The sequence below is a fragment of the Micromonospora sp. 067-2 genome (assembly GCF_046549295.1).
GTDB lineage: Bacteria > Actinomycetota > Actinomycetes > Mycobacteriales > Micromonosporaceae > Micromonospora.
This window is the reverse complement of the sequence record NZ_JAJPWB010000007.1, coordinates 48611-65037: the sequence shown is the minus strand read 5'-3', so window position 1 is coordinate 65037 and position 16427 is coordinate 48611. Positions and strand designations below refer to the sequence as shown.

Genomic DNA, 16427 nt, shown 5'->3' with positions numbered 1-16427 from the left:
ACTGCTCAGGCCGCTTCGGTCAGCCGGCGCTCGATGGTGACCGTCGTCCCGTCACCGGTGGAGACCAGCCGCACGTCGCCGTAGGCGTTCATCAACAGCGCGCCGCGCCCACGGTCCATCGCCGGCCGGCGATCCCGCCAGGTGCCGAAGTCGCGCACCGAGATCCGGACCAGACCGCCGCCCACCTCGACCCGGACCCGCACCTCCGGCCGGCTGGGTCGCTGTGCGTGCTCGACCGCGTTGTTCACCGCCTCGGACGCGGCGACCAGCAGGTCCTCCAGCAGGTCCGGGTCGACGTCAAGATCCGCCAGGGCCGTCCGGACGTCTCGGCGCATCGCCGCGGCCGAGGTGACCGCGCAGGGGTACGTCCATCCGACGTCCAGGTGTCCGTTGCGGTGCGCGGGGGCCGTCCCGAGCACGAACGGTTCGGCGACGGTGCTGACGGCGGAAGTTTCGCCCGGGTCACCGGCATCGCCGAGTTCCAGTCGGGGCGGTGTGGATCCGGCCCGGTCGGGCGGGGCCGCCGACTCTCGGGGCGGGCCGACGGTCGCCCGAGCCGACTCCTCAGCGGTGGACGGTGCGGGTGGCGGCGCGCTGCGGGCCCGGGCACCGCGGACGGCGGCCCGGATCCGGGCGATCAGCTCGGGCGCGGCGAAGGGCTTCACCAGGTAGTCGTCGGCACCCAGACTCAGACCCTCCACGCTTGCCTCCCCGCCGGCCCGTGCGGAGAGCACCAGCACCGGTAGCGCCCGGGTCGTCGGGTCCGCGCGCAGTCGGCGGACCAGGTCGAAGCCGTCCAGCACCGGCATCATCACGTCGGTCAGGACCAGGTCAGGCGGGTCGCGGTGGATCGCGTCGAGAGCCTGACGACCGTCGGTGACGGCCTGGACCCGCCAGCCCTGCCCGGTCAGCAACCGACTCAGGTACGCCCGCATGTCGCTGTTGTCGTCGGCGACCAGGATCCGTGCTCCGGCCAGCTCGTCTCCGATCACGCCGGAGGCCGGGTCGGGCTCCGCGACGCCGCCCACCGGGTCGGTCAGCCAGGTCATCGCCTCGTGGACGGCCGCCCTGGCCGCGTCGCCCCGCCCGGCGGGCGGTGGCCCGCTGACCGCCGTGCGGCGTGCCGCCGACCAGGGCAGCGCCACGGTGAAGGTGCTGCCGACGCCGATTCGGCTGGTCACCCGCACCTCGCCACCCTCCAGCCGGGCCAGCTCGTGCACCAGGGCGAGGCCGATGCCGGTGCCCTCGTGGCTGCGCGAACGGGTGCCCTGCACTCGGTGGAAGCGTTCGAAGAGCTTCGGCAACTCGTGCTCGGCGATGCCGATGCCGGTGTCCGTGACGGTCAGCCGCACCTCGTCGCCGTCGGCCTCCAGGCTGACCCGGATCCGGCCGAGAAAGGTGTACTTCAGGGCGTTGGACAGCAGGTTGGTGACGATGCGTTCCCAGTTGAGCGGGTCCACGGTGACCGGCCGGGGCAGCGGCGGGCAGTCGACCTCCAGGGTCAGCCCGGCCCGTTCGACGGCGGCGCGGAAGACGCCGGTCAGCTCGGCGGTGAGCGCGGCGAGGTCGACGACGCGGGCATCGCTGCCGGCCCGCCCGGCCTCCAGGGTGGAGAAGGTGAGCAGGCTGTTGACCAGAGCCAGCAGTCGGGTGGCGTTGCGCCAGGCGGTCTCCACCCTCTCCCGTTGCACAGGCGCCAGGGGTGCGGTGGCATCGGTGAGCGCGTCGCCGAGCGGGCCGAGCAGAAGGGTCAGGGGAGTGCGGAACTCGTGGCTGACGTTGGTGAAGAAGCTGGTCTTCACCCGGTCCAGCTCGGCCAGTGCCTCGGCTCGCCGCCGTTCCTCCTCGTAGGCCCGCGCGTTGCGCAGCGCCACCGAGACCTGCTGGGCCAGAAGTTCGTAGAAGGAGCGGTACGCCTCGTCCAGCCGCCGGCTGGGGCTGACGCCGACCAGGAGGACGCCGAGCGGCTGGGCCTCGTCGGCCGAGGGCAGCGGCAGCGCCAGCGCGGTCCCGATCGGGTCGTCCCAGGGGCCGGCCGGCAGCGTCAACCGGTCGACGAGATCGGTCACCTCGGTCGCTTGCCCCCGGGCGGCGTCCGGCAGCCCCCAGGCCCGGGTGCTCGGAGCGGGGTCGGTCAGCTCGACGGCCTCCGGTAGGACAGCCGCGACGCCACTGTCGTCGGGGTCACCGCCAGCGCAGGCGGTCCGGCGCAGTGTCACGCCGTCACGCAGATAGATCGCGGCGAACGGGACGTCCAGCGGGTGACCGTCGATCGCGTCGATCAGACGGGCGCAGGTGGCGTCCACGTCCACGGTGCGCCCGTCGCCGCGTACGGACAGGTCGCGCAGCAGCCGCAGCCGCCGTTGACCGACCACCTGCTCGGTGACCTCGCTGCAGACGGTCAGCACGCCGACGGTGCGGCCCTCGTCGTCGCGGGCGGGTGCGTGCGAGACGCTGAAGTACGCCTCCTCGCGGTAGCCGGCCCGCTCCAGCAGCAGCTGCAGGGCGGGCACCCAGCTGGCCACCCCGGTGGCCATGGCCTGCTGGATCAGCGGGGCCAGCACGTCCCAGCCCTCGGCCAGGGTCACCCGGACGTCGTCGCCGAGGGCGGCCGGGTGCTTGTCGCCGATCAGGGCCGAGTACGCGTCGTTGTAGAGCTGGGAGAAGCGGTCACCCCAGAGCAGCAGCATGGGATAGCGGGAGGAGAGCACCATCCGAACCGCCGCCCGCAGGCTCTGCGGCCAGCCGGTCACCGGCCCGAGCGGAGTGCCGGACCAGTCCAGCTCCGCCATCAGACGGCCCGTCTCACCACCGCCGGTGAACAGGCCCGTGTGGGCTCGTGTCACGCTCGACCCGGCCCCATCGCAAGCCCCCCGTTCCGGGCCCGACGACCCTTGCTGGTGTTACCTACCCATCCTGGCACCTTTCCTCACCTGTGCCGACGCCGGCATCCACCCGCTGGCGACCGCCGAGCCGGCGACCGCTGGGCGGTGCGGCGGGTGTCGCCGAACCGGTGGGGGATCCGGACGAAAGACCGATGCCCTATACATCGATATCTGTAAGTGTCTCGGGTATCTCTCCAACCCCCGAGGAGCCCCCATGAGAGGCAGAACGCTGAGCGCGGCAGTCGCGCTCGTCGTGTTCACCGGGACGGCGGTGACGCTGGCCGCCCAGCCGGTGACCGCGTCACCCACCGCCGTGACAGCAGCGGCCCGGCCGATCGCCGCGCCCGCCGCCCTCCTGGCGGCGCCGGACATCTCCGTCAGCAACGTCCAGGCGCACCTGACCCAGTTCAACTCCATCGCCAGCAGCAACGGCGGCAACCGGCGGGCCGGCTCGGCCGGTTACACCGCCTCGGTCAGCTACGTGAAGAGCAAACTCCAGACGGCCGGTTACACCGTCAGCGAGCAGAACTGCTCCAGCTGCACGTACCCCTCGAACAACCTGATCGCGGAGTGGCCCGGCGGCCCGGCCGACCAGGTGGTCATGTTCGGCGCCCACCTGGACAGCGTCTCGGCCGGGCCGGGCATCAACGACAACGGCAGCGGATCGGCGACCCTGCTGGAGAACGCGCTGGTCCTGGCCGCGCAGAATCCGACCCTGACGAAGAAGGTCCGGTTCGCCTGGTGGACCGACGAGGAGCAGGGTCTCAACGGCTCCCGGTTCTACGTCAACTCGCTCAACGCCACCCAGCGCGGCTACATCAAGGGCTACTACAACTTCGACATGGTCGGCTCGACGAACGCCGGCTACTTCATCAACCGGGTCACCTCCACCACGGCGGCGCCGCTCAAGGCGTACTGGGACTCACTGGGGTTGCAGCCGGAGGAGAACGTCGAGGGTCAGGGCCGCTCCGACGACTACTACTTCCAGCAGGCCGGCATCCCCACCTCCGGCTACGCCGCCGGCGCCAGCGCCCGCAAGACCAGCGCCCAGGCGGCCAAGTGGGGTGGCACCGCCAACTCCGCCTACGACTCCTGCTACCACCGGGCCTGCGACACCACCGCCAACGTCAACGCCACCGTGCTGAACCGGGCGGCGGACGGTGTCGCGTACGCGCTGTGGCAGCTCGCCGTGGGCGGGGGCACCCCGACCAACGACTTCTCCGTCGCGGTCAACCCCACGACGAGCACCGTCGCCCGGGGCGCCAGCACCACCGCGACGGTGGTCACCGCGACCACCGCCGGCTCGGCGCAGTCGGTGAGTCTCTCCGCCTCCGGCGCGCCCAGCGGGGTGAGCGTCTCCTTCAGCCCGTCCTCGGTGACCTCCGGCGGCTCGGCCACGATCACCCTGGCCGCCTCGGCCAGCGCGGCGACCGGGACGTTCACCGTCACGGTCACCGGCACCGGCTCGGTCACCCGTAGCGCCAGCCTCACGCTGACGGTGACCGGGGCCGGCGGGTGCGCCGGCGGCCAGGTGGTCGGCAACGGCGGCTTCGAGAGCGGCAGCACGCCGTGGACCGCGAGCTCCGGCGTGATCACCAACTCCAGCGGCCAGCCGGCCCGGACCGGGTCGTACAAGGCGTGGCTCGACGGGTACGGCAGCACCCACACCGACACCCTGTCCCAGTCGGTGACCGTGCCGGCCGGGTGCGCCAGCTACACGCTGTCGTTCTGGTTGCACGTCGACACCGCCGAGACCACCGCCTCGACGGCGTACGACAAGCTCACCGTGCAGGTTGGCTCGGCGACGTTGGCGACGTACTCGAATCTCAACGCGGCCGCCGGCTACGTGCAGCGCACGTTCAACGTGGCCGCGTACGCCGGTCAGACGGTGAGCCTGAAGTTCACCGGCACCGAGGACTCCTCGTTGCAGACCAGCTTCGTGATCGACGACGTGACGTTGCAGGCGAGCTGAACGCGAGGGTGCCGGGCGGAGGCAGTTGGTGCCCGCTCCGCCCGGCATCTAGTCACGCTCATCTATCTCTGGTAGAAATCCTCCAAGGCCGGCCCCTGATTCGCAGAATTCCCACCCCTCACGCGAACGGGAGTGCCCACATGTCATCCACCCTGCGCCGCCGCGTGCCCACCCTGCTGGTGGCCACGCTCGCCACGGTCGCCACCGCGCTCGGCCTGGCCGCTCCGGCCTTCGCCATCAGTCACTCCAGCGCAACCTCACAGCTCAGCGCCGCCGGCATCTCCTGGACCTCCAGCGGCAACTGCAGCGACCGCAACGTCGCCACCTGCACCTCGTTCGACGGGGTGCGGCAGGACACCATCAGCGGCGTCATCACCTTCAAGCGGGCCAGTGGCTGTGCGGTCACCATCACCGCGGGCACCGAGGTCGGGCACGCCGGTGGCACGTACAGCCACGGGAACGGCTACAAGCTCGACATCGCTCTGAGCACCTGCATCCAGAACTACATCTCGGCGAACTACACCTATGTCGGCTACATCGCCGGCTTCGGCTACCAGTACCGGGCCGCGTCGGGCAACCTGTACACCAGGGAGGGGAGCCACTGGGACATCCTCTTCTACAGCTGCGGCGGCTGCTGAACGCCCGCGGCGTCCGGGCACGTGGACGGAGCTGACCACGTACCCACGATCGGGCCGCCGCCGGGAAGCCGGCGGCGGCCGATCACGGCCGTGTGGTCGCAGCTCAGGGCAGCTGCGGGTAGAGCGCGGTCACGCCGCCGCTGAGCCCGGCCTGAGCCTGCCGGCTGAAATCGTCGGCGACGATCTCGTACGCGTCGGCCTCGATGCCGTCCGCGCTGATCCGGGCGATCGCCGCCGGGTCGGCCTTCGGGCCGGTGATCCATGCGGTCATGTCGGTGTCCATGTATCCGACGTGCAGGCCGGCGACCCGAACCCCCCGCTCGGCGAGCTGGAGTCGCAGCGCGTTGGTCATCGACCACTCGGCGGACTTCGCGGCGCCGTACGCCCCGTGGATCGGGTAGTTCACCCAGGACAGGCCGGAGAGCACGTTGAGGATCGTCCCGCCGCCGTTGCCCGCGACGATCGGGGCGAACGCCCGGATCACCGACAGGGTGCCGATGTAGTGGGTCTCCAGCTCGAGCCGGACGAGGTCCAGGTCGCCCTCCAGCAGGTCGGTCCGGTTGTCGATGCCGGCATTGTTGACCAGCAGGGTCACGTCCCCGGCCACTGCCGCGGCGGCGGCCACCGAGGCCGGATCGGTGATGTCCAGTCGCACCGGCGTCACGCCGGGCAGGTCGATGCCGTCCGGGTTGCGGGCGCCCGCGTAGACCCGGGCGCCCCGGGTCAGCAACTCGGCGGCGAGGTGTCGGCCGAAGCCGCGGTTGGCGCCCGTGACGAGGGCGGTGCTTCCAGCGATCTTCATGGCAACTGCTCCAAACGGCGGTGGACGGGCCTGGGGTGGTCGTCGTGCTCTCCGCGACGCTAGCCGGCCTGACTTTGGTTCAGCAAAGTCAGCTGAATCACCCCATCGGCACCCGGTGATCGGGAATACGACGCGGACGCGGCCACGGGTCTGCCGGTGACGACTCGTATTCTTTCCGCGAACACTCGCGTGAACAGGGAAGGGGACGGTGTGAGCAACCAGGCGCAGACGTTGGAGTTCCAGGCCGAGGCGCGTCAGCTCCTCCAGTTGGTCGTCCACTCGATCTATTCGAACAAGGATGTCTTCCTGCGGGAACTCATCTCGAACGCGTCCGACGCGCTGGACAAGCTGCGGCTGGCGACACTGGTCGACAAGGACCTCGTCGCCGACACCGACGACCTGCACGTCGCCATCGAGGTCGACCGCGACGCCCGTACCCTGACCGTCCGGGACAACGGCATCGGAATGACCCGCGACGAGGTGGTCGCGCTGATCGGCACGATCGCCAAGTCCGGCACCGCCGAGCTGTTGCGCCAGCTGCGCGAGTCCGCCGACGCCCACGCCTCGCAGGACCTGATCGGCCAGTTCGGCGTCGGCTTCTACGCCGCGTTCATGGTCGCCGACAAGGTCACCCTGCTGACCCGCAAGGCCGGCGAGACCGGCGGCACCCGGTGGGAGTCAGCCGGCGAGGGCACGTACTCGATCGAGACGGTCGACGAGGCGCCGCAGGGCACCACGGTGACCCTGCACCTCAAGCCGGCCGACGCAGAGGACAACCTGCACGACTACACGACAGAGTGGACCATCCGCGAGATCGTCAAGCGATACTCCGACTTCATCGCCTGGCCGATCCGGATGAGCGTCGAGCGCCCCGGCGCCGACGGCGCGGACGCCACCAGCGAGGTGCAGACCCTCAACTCCATGAAGGCGCTCTGGGCGCGGTCCCGCGACGAGGTCGACGCCGCCGAGTACAACGAGTTCTACAAGCACGTCAGCCACGACTGGGCCGACCCGCTCGAGGTCGTGCACATGAAGGGCGAGGGCACCTTCGAGTACGAGGCGCTGCTGTTCCTGCCCAGCCACGCCCCGCTGGACCTGTTCTCCCCGCAGGGCCGCCGCGGCGTCCAGCTCTACGTCAAGCGCGTCTTCATCATGGACGACTGCGAGGCGCTGGTCCCCACCTACCTGCGCTTCGTCAAGGGCGTGGTCGACGCGCACGACCTGTCGCTGAACATCTCCCGGGAGATCCTCCAGCAGGATCGGCAGATCCAGATCGTCCGCCGTCGTCTGGTCAGGAAGGTCCTCGCCACCGTCAAGGACCTCAAGGCCAACCACCCCGAGCGCTACCGCACCTTCTGGACCGAGTTCGGCGCGGTGGTCAAGGAAGGGTTGATCGACGACACCGACAACCGGGACACCCTGCTGGAGATCCTGTCGGTGGCCTCCACCAACGACCCGGCCGAGCCCACCGACCTGGCCGGCTACGTCGAGCGGATGAAGGACGGCCAGAGCGACATCTGGTACGCCACCGGCGAGACCCGGGCCACCATCGAGAACTCCCCGCACCTGGAGGCGTTCCGGGCCAAGGGCCACGAGGTGCTGCTGCTCACCGACCAGGTCGACGAGGTGTGGGTCGAGCGGGTCGGCACGTACGACGGCCGCCCGTTGCGCTCGATCGCCAAGGGCGAGGTCGACCTGGACACCGACGAGGAGAAGCAGCAGGCCGAGGCCGAACGCGAGCAGCAGCGAGCGGAGTTCGCCGCGCTGCTCGACTGGCTGGGCAGCACGCTGGCCGACAGCGTTCGGGAGGTCCGCCTGTCGTCGCGGCTGACCACCTCACCGGCCTGCGTCGTCGGTGACGCGCACGATCTCACCCCGACGCTGGAGAAGATGTACCGGGCGATGGGACACGAGATTCCGTCGACGAAGCGGATCCTGGAGGTCAATCCCGGTCACCCTCTCGTCACGGGGTTGCGCAAGGCCCACGAGCAGGGCGCCGACTCCGCCGCCCTGACCGAGACCGCCGAGCTGCTGTACGGGCTGGCGGTGCTCGCCGAGGGCGGTGAGCTGACCGATCCGTCCCGGTTCACCCGTGTGCTCGCCGACCGGCTGGCGCGCACCCTGTAGGTGTGGACGCGGCCGGCGGGCCGCCCGACCAACGGGCCCCGCCGGCCGTGACACCGTCACCACGCGACACGTGGGCGAACCCCGCCGTTCGCTCAACTGGGCGGCTCATCCACCTCCGTCAGCCGGCGGCGTACACCCGCGGCGTCCGGGTGGGCGAGATCGTCGAGGAGGACCAGCGCGGCGCGCCAGCTTTCCTGCGCCCCCACCGGATCGCCGGCGTCCACCTGCGCCTCGGCCAGATGGCCCAGCGTGTCCGCCTCGTAGTACCGGTCCCGGAACTCCCGGTACAGCTGCACCGCGTGCCGGTACGCCCCGACCGCCTCCGACGGCCGCCCCGCCCGGTGCTGCGCGTAGCCGAGCGTGTCCCAGGTGGCGGCCTGGCCGTGCCGGTCATCGAACTCCCGCAGCAGCTCCAGGCCCTGCCGGCACGCCTCGATGGCGGCGTGGTGCTCGCCGAGCTGGGCCTGGTACCAGCCGATCGCGTTCAACGCCATCGCCTGCCCGTAGCGGTGCCCGGCAGTGCGGTACAGCGCCAGCGCGGCCTCCGCGTGCTGGACAACCTCGGCGCGCCGGCCCTGTCGGTCGGCCATCTCGGCCAGGTCCAGGCAGGTGTGCCCCTGGTTGGCCGGGTCGTCCAAGCCTCGGAAGAGCGCCAGCGCACGCTCGAGCTGGCTCGGTGCCTCGTCGACCCGGCCCAGCCGGGCCTGGGCGCGGGCCAGACTGCGGTGCGCGTGTGCCTGCCCGGCCGGGTCGCCGCTGCGTCGCGCGGTGACCAGCGCCGTACGCTGCACCGCCAACTGGTCGTGCCAGCCGCCCTGCCGGTCCAGGAAACTGGTCAGGCTCCAGGCCAGCTGCCAGGCGTGCCGGTCGAATCCGCTGGCCGCACACCGCTCGACCAGCGCGATCAGCACCTCCCGCTCCCGGGCGAACCACGCCAGTGCCTCGTCGTGGTCGCTCAGCTTCTCGGGCCGTACCCCGCCGTCGGCCGGAGGCAGCGCGATCGGGTCCCAGTGCGGGTGCAGCAACACCGCGGCACCGTGCGCGCTGTGCAGATAGTGGTCGAAGAGTCGGCCCCGCGCCTCGGCTCGGGCACCTGGCGGATCCTGCTCGCCGGACAGTTCGGCCGCGAAGGCCCGTAGCAGGTCGTGCATGGCGTACCGGTCCGGGCCACGTTCCAGGACGAGATGCGCCTCGGCGAGTTCGGCCACGGCCCTCCGGATCTCGCGACGGCCGGTGCCGGCGAGGCTGGCCACGGCCGCCGCGCTCACCGTGACGTCCGTGCTGCCTCCGACCAGCCGGAACACCCGGGCGGTCGGCACCGACAACAGGCGGTACGACCAGGACAGAGTCGTCCGTACGCTGCTGTCGTGCTCGCCCGTGTCCAGCCCGTCCAATCCGCCGTCGGTGCGCAACTGCGCGCCCAGCTCGGCCAGCGAGAGCTGCGGACGGACCACCGTGCGGGCCGCCACCACGACCAGTGCGAGCGGCAGCCGGTCGCAGAGTCGTATCAACTCGTCGACCGCGGCGGGTTCCGCCTCGGCCCGCGTCCCGATCCGCGCACGCAGCAGCGCCCGCGCGTCCTCGTCGGTGAGCAGGTCCAGCACCACCGAGTCGGCACCCTCGGTGGCCACCAGGCCGGTCAGCCGGTCGCGGCTGGTCACCAGCACCAGGCAGCCGGCGGCCCCGGGCAGCAGCGGCCGGACCTGCGCCGCGTCCCTCGCGTTGTCCAGCAGCACCAGCATCCGCCGGCCGGCCAGCAGGCTCCGGTACAAAGCAGTCTGCGCCTGCTCGTCGGGGGGCACCTCCCGGGGCGGCACCCCGAGGGCGCTCAGGAAAGCCCGGACCACCTGCTCGGAGCTGCGGACGACACCGCTCTGGCTGTAGCCCGCGAGGTTGGCGTGCAGCTGCCCGTCCGGAAAGTGGCTGGCCACCCTGTGTGCCCAGTGCACGGCCAGTGCCGTCTTTCCGACTCCACCCGGCCCGGAGATCACCCCGACCGGTACCGCCGTGGCGGGCTCCCCGGCCGATGTGCGCAGCGCGTCCAGGCGGGCCAGCTCGGCCCGCCGCCCCGCGAAGCCGCGTACGTCGGACGGTAGCTGGGCCGGCACCGGCCCGACGGCAGCCGGCCGGGCCGGGGTGCCCGCAGCGGTCGGCGCCGTGGAGCCGGTGGCGGACGGCGCCGAGGTGATCTCCCCGCGCAGGATGGCCCGATGCAACCGTTGCAGCTCGGCTCCCGGGTCTGCGCCGAGCGCCTCGGCCAGGCGGTCCCGCGTCCGGGCGTAGTGCTCCAGGGCCTGCGCCCCGCGCCCGGCGGCGGCCAGCGCGTGAAGCAGCGTCGCGGCGACGGGCTCGTCCAACGGCTGGTCCTCGGCCAGGCGGGTCAGCGGGTCGACCACCGCAGCGGGGTCGCCCCGGCGCAGCAGCGCCCGGGCCCACTGCACGGTGGTGTCGGTGTGCTGACGGTGCCAGTCCTGCCGGACCCGCGCCGCCCAGTCGCCGGGCAGCCCGGCCAGAGGTTCGCCCCGCCACAGCGCCAGCGCCCGCCGCAGCAGCTCGACGCGCTCGGGGTCGTCGTCGGCCAGTGCGCCGGCGCGCTGGCGCAGCATGGCGAACCGCTGGCCGTCGACGGTGTCCGGCGGTAGGTCCAGCAGGTAACCGCCGGAGCGGCGGACCAGCGCGTGCGGTGCGCCGGCGTCGGTCAGCACCCGCCGGATCCGGGCCAGGTAGACGTGCAGGTTGTGCCGGACCCGCAGCGGTGGAGCCTCACCCCAGACCCGGTCCATCAGGGACTCGGCGCGCACCGGCCGACCCAGGTCGACGGCCAGGGCGGCGAGGACGGCGCGTTGGCGCGCCGCGCCGGCGTCGACCAGCCTGTCGTCCGTCCACACCTCGAACGGTCCGAGAACCCGAATCTCCATGAACCGCCGCTCGCCCATGCCGCCGTCCGGGCAACCCGGCACGGCCGGATTGAGGTTCCGGCAGGAAACCGTCGACCTTCCGCGCAGATCCTTCTCGACAGAGGGAAATCTCTCAATGTGATGTCGACAACTCGACTCGCGGCCGGATAGGTCGTGACATGACCCGGAGGTGCACGGACGTGCGAACGTCGCTGAGAAGGCTCATCCCCGCCCTGCTCGCAGCGGTGGCGTTGACCGCTGCCACGGCCGCCACTCCGGCCGCCGCAGCCGCGGCCGGCCCGACCTGTTACTACAATCTGGTCTGCCTCTACGACGGGACCAACTTCACCGGCAGAGTCGTCTATCTCGAGGTCGACTACGTCAACGCCTGCCGGGACATCGCCGTGCCGTCGTACTTCCGCAACAAGACCCGGTCGATCATCAACAACCGGCCGTCGGGCACCGTCTCCACCTTCTGGGACAACAGCAACGCCACCGGTCTGCTCGGCTACCAGCACGCCTACGGCTACCGGGCGAACCTGGCCTACGACTCGGCGGCCATCGGGGGGACCTGGGACCAACGCATCGAGGCGGTCCGGGTCTGTTGAGCCACTGAGAGTCGGTGTCTCCGGGTGGGGGAGGGCCGGCGACACCACAACGGCGCCGGCCAGCATCCGACGGGGGGATGCTGGCCGGCGCCTTCAGGCTGCTCAGCCCGGGTAGTAGCAGGTGTTCGGGATGACCGCGCCCCCGTTGACACCGAAGATCGCGAAGCCCATGTACGCCCGGGTCTGCGGGCCGTACTCGCCGTCCTCGGCGATGTGCGCGTACACGTAGTCTCGGTTGATCTGGCGCTGGGCGGCCCGGACGGCGTTCTTGGTGTTGGTGCCGTACTGGCCGTCGAGCCTCAGGGACTGGGAGTAGCAGTTGTTCAGCGCCTCCTGCAACACCTTGACCGCGCTGTTGGAGTTGCCGTAGGCCAGGTTGCAGGTCTTGTTGCCGTCCTGCCAGCCGACGGTGGGCACGTGCATGTCGGCGCCACCCGGGTAGCCACCCACGCGGAAGAAGGTCAGGCTGGTGCACGTGCTGGCCGCCTGCGCGGCGGACGGCGCGAGCACGGCAAGGCCGGTGCTGGCCAGCAGGGTCAGCAGGGTGGCGGTTGCGCCGCGGCGCCCGATGCGGTTCCGGATCGGCATGGTCTCCTCCTAAGGATGGGCGGGGCTTTTCGGGTCGACCCCGCTTCTACCCGAGGAGCGTCACTGTCGGCGGTCTACGGTTTCTTGCGCGATCGTCAATCGTCGGCCGACCCGACCGGCGTGAGTGCCGAGTGGCCGGCGCGTGCAGCGCGGCATTCCGCTGCAGGCGTTGAAGCGATTCACGGTTGGGTGAGGACCCCCTGCCTCCGGGCCGACGACACCCGCCCGCACCACTCTGGAACGGCTGCTGCTCCGGTGGTTGGCCTGTTTCCTCTTGACGTCGGGCGGGTTGCGCGGTTGACTCCAGCGATAAACATGTATCGATTCAATCGTGGGTTCCGGAGGCATCGGATGACCGGCAGTCGGCGTGCACTGGGCCCGAGTGTGACACTTCTGGGGATGGCTGCTCTCGTGGCGCTTACGCCCACCAGCAGTCAGGCGGCGACGCCGACCACGTGGTCGATCGCGCAGCCGGGCGTCGCCGCTGGCGGGTGCGACGGGGTGCGGGCGAACCTGTCCATCGACGCGGCCGGGAGCCTGACGCTCGGCGCGACCCGCAACTGCGCCACCGTCCTGGAGCCGGCCGCCGTCGGCCTGGCCACCACCGCCGTCGACCTGACCACCGGGCTCTCCTTCGTCAGCCGCACCGACGGCACGGTGAACGTTTCGTACACCACCCTGGCCGGCAAGACGCGGCAACGGCAGGGCACGGCGACGGAGTCCCAGTTCGTGTTCTCGCGCGGGTCGACCCGGATGACGGTGTTCGTACGGGTATCCGGCGACGGCATCGCCTACCGGTACGAACTGGCCGGTGGTGGAACCGTGACGAGGGAGGCGTCCACCTTCCAGGTGCCCGGCAGCTCCCCGGCCTACCTGAGCACCTTCATGGACTACTACGAGAACCAGTATTCGGCCACCACCGCGGCCGGCGCCGCGACCGCGGACTACGCCCACCCGGCGCTGTTCCGGGTGGGGTCGAACTGGGCGCTGATCAGTGAGTCGGACGTGGACGGCCGCTACTCCGGCGCCCGGTTGACGCACACCGCCGGCACTGGCCGGTACACCGTGAAGCTCGCCGATGCCCAGGTCACCTTTCCCGGGGCGCTGGTCACCCCATGGCGTACCGCGATCATCGGCACGCTCGACACCATCGTCGGATCCACCCTCGACGACGACGTCGCGCCGCCGTCGCGGATCGCCGACACGTCGTGGATAAAGCCGGGTCGGGCCGCCTGGTCGTGGCTCGACGGCGGCCGCGCCACGCAGCAGAGCCTGAGCAGGCAGAAGGCCTACGTGGACTACGCCGCCCGGCAGCGCTGGGAGTACGTGATCGTGGACGACGGCTGGAAGAGCGTCACCTGGATGCCAGAGTTGATCACGTACGCCAAGGCCCGGAACGTCGGCATCATCCTCTGGTACAACTACGCCGACGTGGACACCGACGCGGAGCGCACGACTCAGTTCGGCCAGATCGCCGGGTGGGGCGCGGTCGGGGTCAAGCTCGACTTCATGAACTCCGACAGTCAGGCCCGGCTGCGCTGGTATGACGCCGCCCTGGCCAGTGCCGCCCGGTACAGGTTGCTCGTCAACCTCCACGGCTCGACCATTCCGCACGGCATCCAGCGCACCTGGCCGCACGTGGTGAGCATGGAAGCCGTTCACGGTGGCGAGCACCGCAGCCGCACCCTGGCCCACGTCACCGCGCTGCCGTTCACCCGCAACGTCGTCGGCTCCATGGACTACACGGCGGTCGCGTTCCAGCACGGCACCAGACCGCACACGGCCGCCGCCGAACTCGGCCTCACCGTGGTCTACGAGTCGGGTCTGCAGGTGTACGGCGGGTCGTTGTCCGCGTACAGCACCCGCCCCGAGCTCGAACGCTTCCTGCGTCAGGTGCCGGCGGTCTGGGACGAAACGCGGCTGGTCTCCGGCGATCCCGCCAGCGGCGTCACGATCGCCCGACGCAACGGCGACCGGTGGTTCGTGGGCGCGGTGCTGCCGGGCTCGGCGCGTACGGTCCCGGTCCCGACCACGTTCCTGCCGGCTGGTCGGTGGCTGGTCGAGGTGATCATCGACGGTACGACCCTGACGCGGACCACCCGCACCATCGAGCGAGGTGAGACGCTGAGCGTGCCGATCCTGGCCAACGGCGGGTTCGCGGCACAGATCTGCCCGGCGGTCAGCGGCCGGACCACCTGCGACCGCTGACCGCCCGCTCGGTAGTCGACGCCGGGACCGACCGCACGGCGTCTCAGGCGGCCGCGGTGGCCGCCGTTCCCGGACGCGCCCACCCCTGGCCGGTCGACCAGCCCCGCCGCGCGGCGGGAACCCCGTCCCCGCCCCGATCGGAAGCGGCTCTCGACGGGGTGCCGGCCACACCGCGGGCCAGCCGGAGCGACTGTTCGGCGTTGCCGCGGGCGGCGCACGGCCACGGCTGACCGGCGCAGAGCAGGTTGTGGCAGGCGCCGTTCTCGTCCGGCTCGTGCGCGCTCAGCACGTCGACGGCAAGCTGCCAGAGCAGCGGGTCGGTCACGTCGGCGGGTCGCTGCTCGCGTTGGCTCGCACGGATGGTGGTGTCCTCGGGCATGGTGGTCCCCCCTGTCAGGCTGATCCCTTCAAGGTCACCGATCCAACCGTCGCTAAACCAGTCACCCGGTGTGAGGTGCACCGCCGTTGCCGCTCAGTCCGGCAGCAGGGGCATCTCGACGCCCGGCTCCCTGCCGAGCAGCACCGCTCGGGTCAGCGCCGCTGACCCGAAGCGGTCGCGGACCGCGTCCACCGCGGCGTCCAACTCGGCTCCCGGATCACGGTGGAACGGCAGCTCGGGCTGGACCGGGTTGTCGTCCAGGTTGCCCACCGAGACGCCGACCAGCGTGACACCCCGCTGGTCGATCTCGGGCTGCGCGGCGCGCAGGAGCGCCCGCGCGGCGGCGAGCAGCGGCGTGGTGTCCGAGGTCGCCTTGCCGATCGTGTGCGATCGGGTGGCCCGCGTGTAGTCGCCGAAACGCAGACGCAGCACCACGGTGCGTCCGGACCGCCCGGCCGCCCGCATCCGCCGGGTCACCCGGTCGACCAGGCCGGCCAGGATGGCGTCCAGCTCCGCCGGCGGGTGCGGGGTGCGGCTCAGCGCGTGCTGGGCGCCCATCGAGCCGCGTCGACGGCCGACCTGGACGGCCCGGGGGTCGCGGTTGTGCGCCAACGCGTGCAGGTGCCGACCGGCGCCCGCGCCGAGCAGTGAAACCAGCGCGGCCTCGCCGAGCCGGGCCACCTCGGCGACGGTGCGGATCCGTCGTTCCCGCAGCTTCGCGGCGGTGACCGGGCCGACGCCCCAGAGCCGTTCCACCGGCAGTGGGTGCAGGAACGCCAGCTCGGCGTCGGGCGCGACGACCAGCAGCCCGTCCGGCTTGGCCACGCCGCTGGCCACCTTCGCCAGGAACTTCGTCCGGGCCACACCCACCGTGATCGGCAGGTGGATCCGGTCCCGGACCTCCCGGCGCAGCCGCTCGGCGATGACGGCGGGCGACCCGGCCAGCCGCCGGAGGCCGCCCACGTCCAGGAACGCCTCGTCGATGGAGAGCCCTTCGACCAGCGGGGTCGTCTGCCGGAATATCTCGAACACCGCCCTGCTGGCCGCCGTGTAGGCCGACATCCGGGGCGGCACCACGATCGCGTCCGGGCAGAGTCGGCGCGCCTGCTGGCCGCCCATCGCGCTGCGTACGCCGCACGCCTTCGCCTCGTAGCTTGCTGCCAGCACCACGCCGCCGCCGACGATCACCGGCCGCCCCCGCAGGCGCGGGTCGTCACGCTGCTCGACCGACGCGTAGAAGGCGTCCAGGTCGGCGTGCATGATGCTGGCACCCGACGACATAGAACATATGTTCGCACAGACGCGGTGTGTCGGAGCACCGAC

General features: G+C 71.5%; 11 protein-coding genes. 5 read left to right on the top strand and 6 right to left on the bottom strand.

Annotated elements, in window-relative coordinates:
• Positions 1-5 precede the first annotated feature (5 nt).
• Positions 6-2846 carry an ATP-binding protein gene (locus ACLJN9_RS17990; RefSeq protein WP_410812563.1) on the bottom strand — a complete coding sequence of 947 codons (2841 nt, stop codon included), beginning with the start codon at positions 2844-2846 and terminating at the stop codon, positions 6-8.
• Between the two features lie 253 nt (positions 2847-3099).
• On the opposite strand from ACLJN9_RS17990, the gene ACLJN9_RS17985 reads away from it, so the two are divergent.
• A complete protein-coding gene (locus ACLJN9_RS17985; protein ID WP_410812562.1) occupies positions 3100-4857 on the top strand; it encodes a M28 family peptidase in 1758 nt (585 codons plus the stop codon).
• A gap of 140 nt (positions 4858-4997) precedes the next feature.
• Positions 4998-5495 carry a hypothetical protein gene (locus ACLJN9_RS17980; RefSeq protein ID WP_410812561.1) on the top strand — a complete coding sequence of 166 codons (498 nt, stop codon included), beginning with the start codon at positions 4998-5000 and terminating at the stop codon, positions 5493-5495.
• A 103-nt stretch (positions 5496-5598) separates the two neighbouring features.
• Here the strand turns inward: ACLJN9_RS17980 and ACLJN9_RS17975 are convergent, their stop codons facing one another.
• On the bottom strand, positions 5599-6297 hold the full coding sequence (locus ACLJN9_RS17975) for an SDR family oxidoreductase (protein WP_410812559.1): 699 nt from the start codon (positions 6295-6297) through the stop codon (positions 5599-5601).
• 210 nt (positions 6298-6507) lie between these two features.
• Here ACLJN9_RS17975 and htpG point away from each other — a divergent pair, with 210 nt between their 5' ends.
• On the top strand, positions 6508-8424 hold the full coding sequence (gene htpG / locus ACLJN9_RS17970; RefSeq protein WP_410812557.1) for a molecular chaperone HtpG: 1917 nt from the start codon (positions 6508-6510) through the stop codon (positions 8422-8424).
• A gap of 92 nt (positions 8425-8516) precedes the next feature.
• Here the strand turns inward: htpG and ACLJN9_RS17965 are convergent, their stop codons facing one another.
• Complete coding sequence (locus tag ACLJN9_RS17965; RefSeq protein ID WP_410812556.1) at positions 8517-11342, bottom strand: AfsR/SARP family transcriptional regulator; 2826 nt, start codon at positions 11340-11342, stop codon at positions 8517-8519.
• A gap of 179 nt (positions 11343-11521) precedes the next feature.
• On the opposite strand from ACLJN9_RS17965, the gene ACLJN9_RS17960 reads away from it, so the two are divergent.
• Positions 11522-11929 carry a peptidase inhibitor family I36 protein gene (locus ACLJN9_RS17960; RefSeq protein ID WP_410812555.1) on the top strand — a complete coding sequence of 136 codons (408 nt, stop codon included), beginning with the start codon at positions 11522-11524 and terminating at the stop codon, positions 11927-11929.
• A 102-nt stretch (positions 11930-12031) separates the two neighbouring features.
• Here the strand turns inward: ACLJN9_RS17960 and ACLJN9_RS17955 are convergent, their stop codons facing one another.
• Positions 12032-12517: a peptidoglycan-binding domain-containing protein gene (locus ACLJN9_RS17955; RefSeq protein ID WP_410812554.1), complete on the bottom strand. Its 486-nt coding sequence runs from the start codon at positions 12515-12517 to the stop codon at positions 12032-12034.
• A 399-nt stretch (positions 12518-12916) separates the two neighbouring features.
• Between ACLJN9_RS17955 and ACLJN9_RS17950 the strand changes: the two genes are divergently transcribed.
• The gene (locus ACLJN9_RS17950) at positions 12917-14725 is read left to right on the top strand and encodes a glycoside hydrolase family 97 catalytic domain-containing protein (RefSeq protein ID WP_410812553.1); all 1809 of its coding nucleotides are present in this window, start codon (positions 12917-12919) and stop codon (positions 14723-14725) included.
• A gap of 43 nt (positions 14726-14768) precedes the next feature.
• Here ACLJN9_RS17950 and ACLJN9_RS17945 read toward each other — a convergent pair whose 3' ends face one another.
• Positions 14769-15104 carry a hypothetical protein gene (locus ACLJN9_RS17945; protein WP_410812552.1) on the bottom strand — a complete coding sequence of 112 codons (336 nt, stop codon included), beginning with the start codon at positions 15102-15104 and terminating at the stop codon, positions 14769-14771.
• Positions 15105-15197: 93 nt separating this feature from the next.
• A complete protein-coding gene (gene dinB / locus ACLJN9_RS17940) occupies positions 15198-16385 on the bottom strand; it encodes a DNA polymerase IV (protein WP_410812550.1) in 1188 nt (395 codons plus the stop codon).
• Positions 16386-16427: the final 42 nt, after the last annotated feature.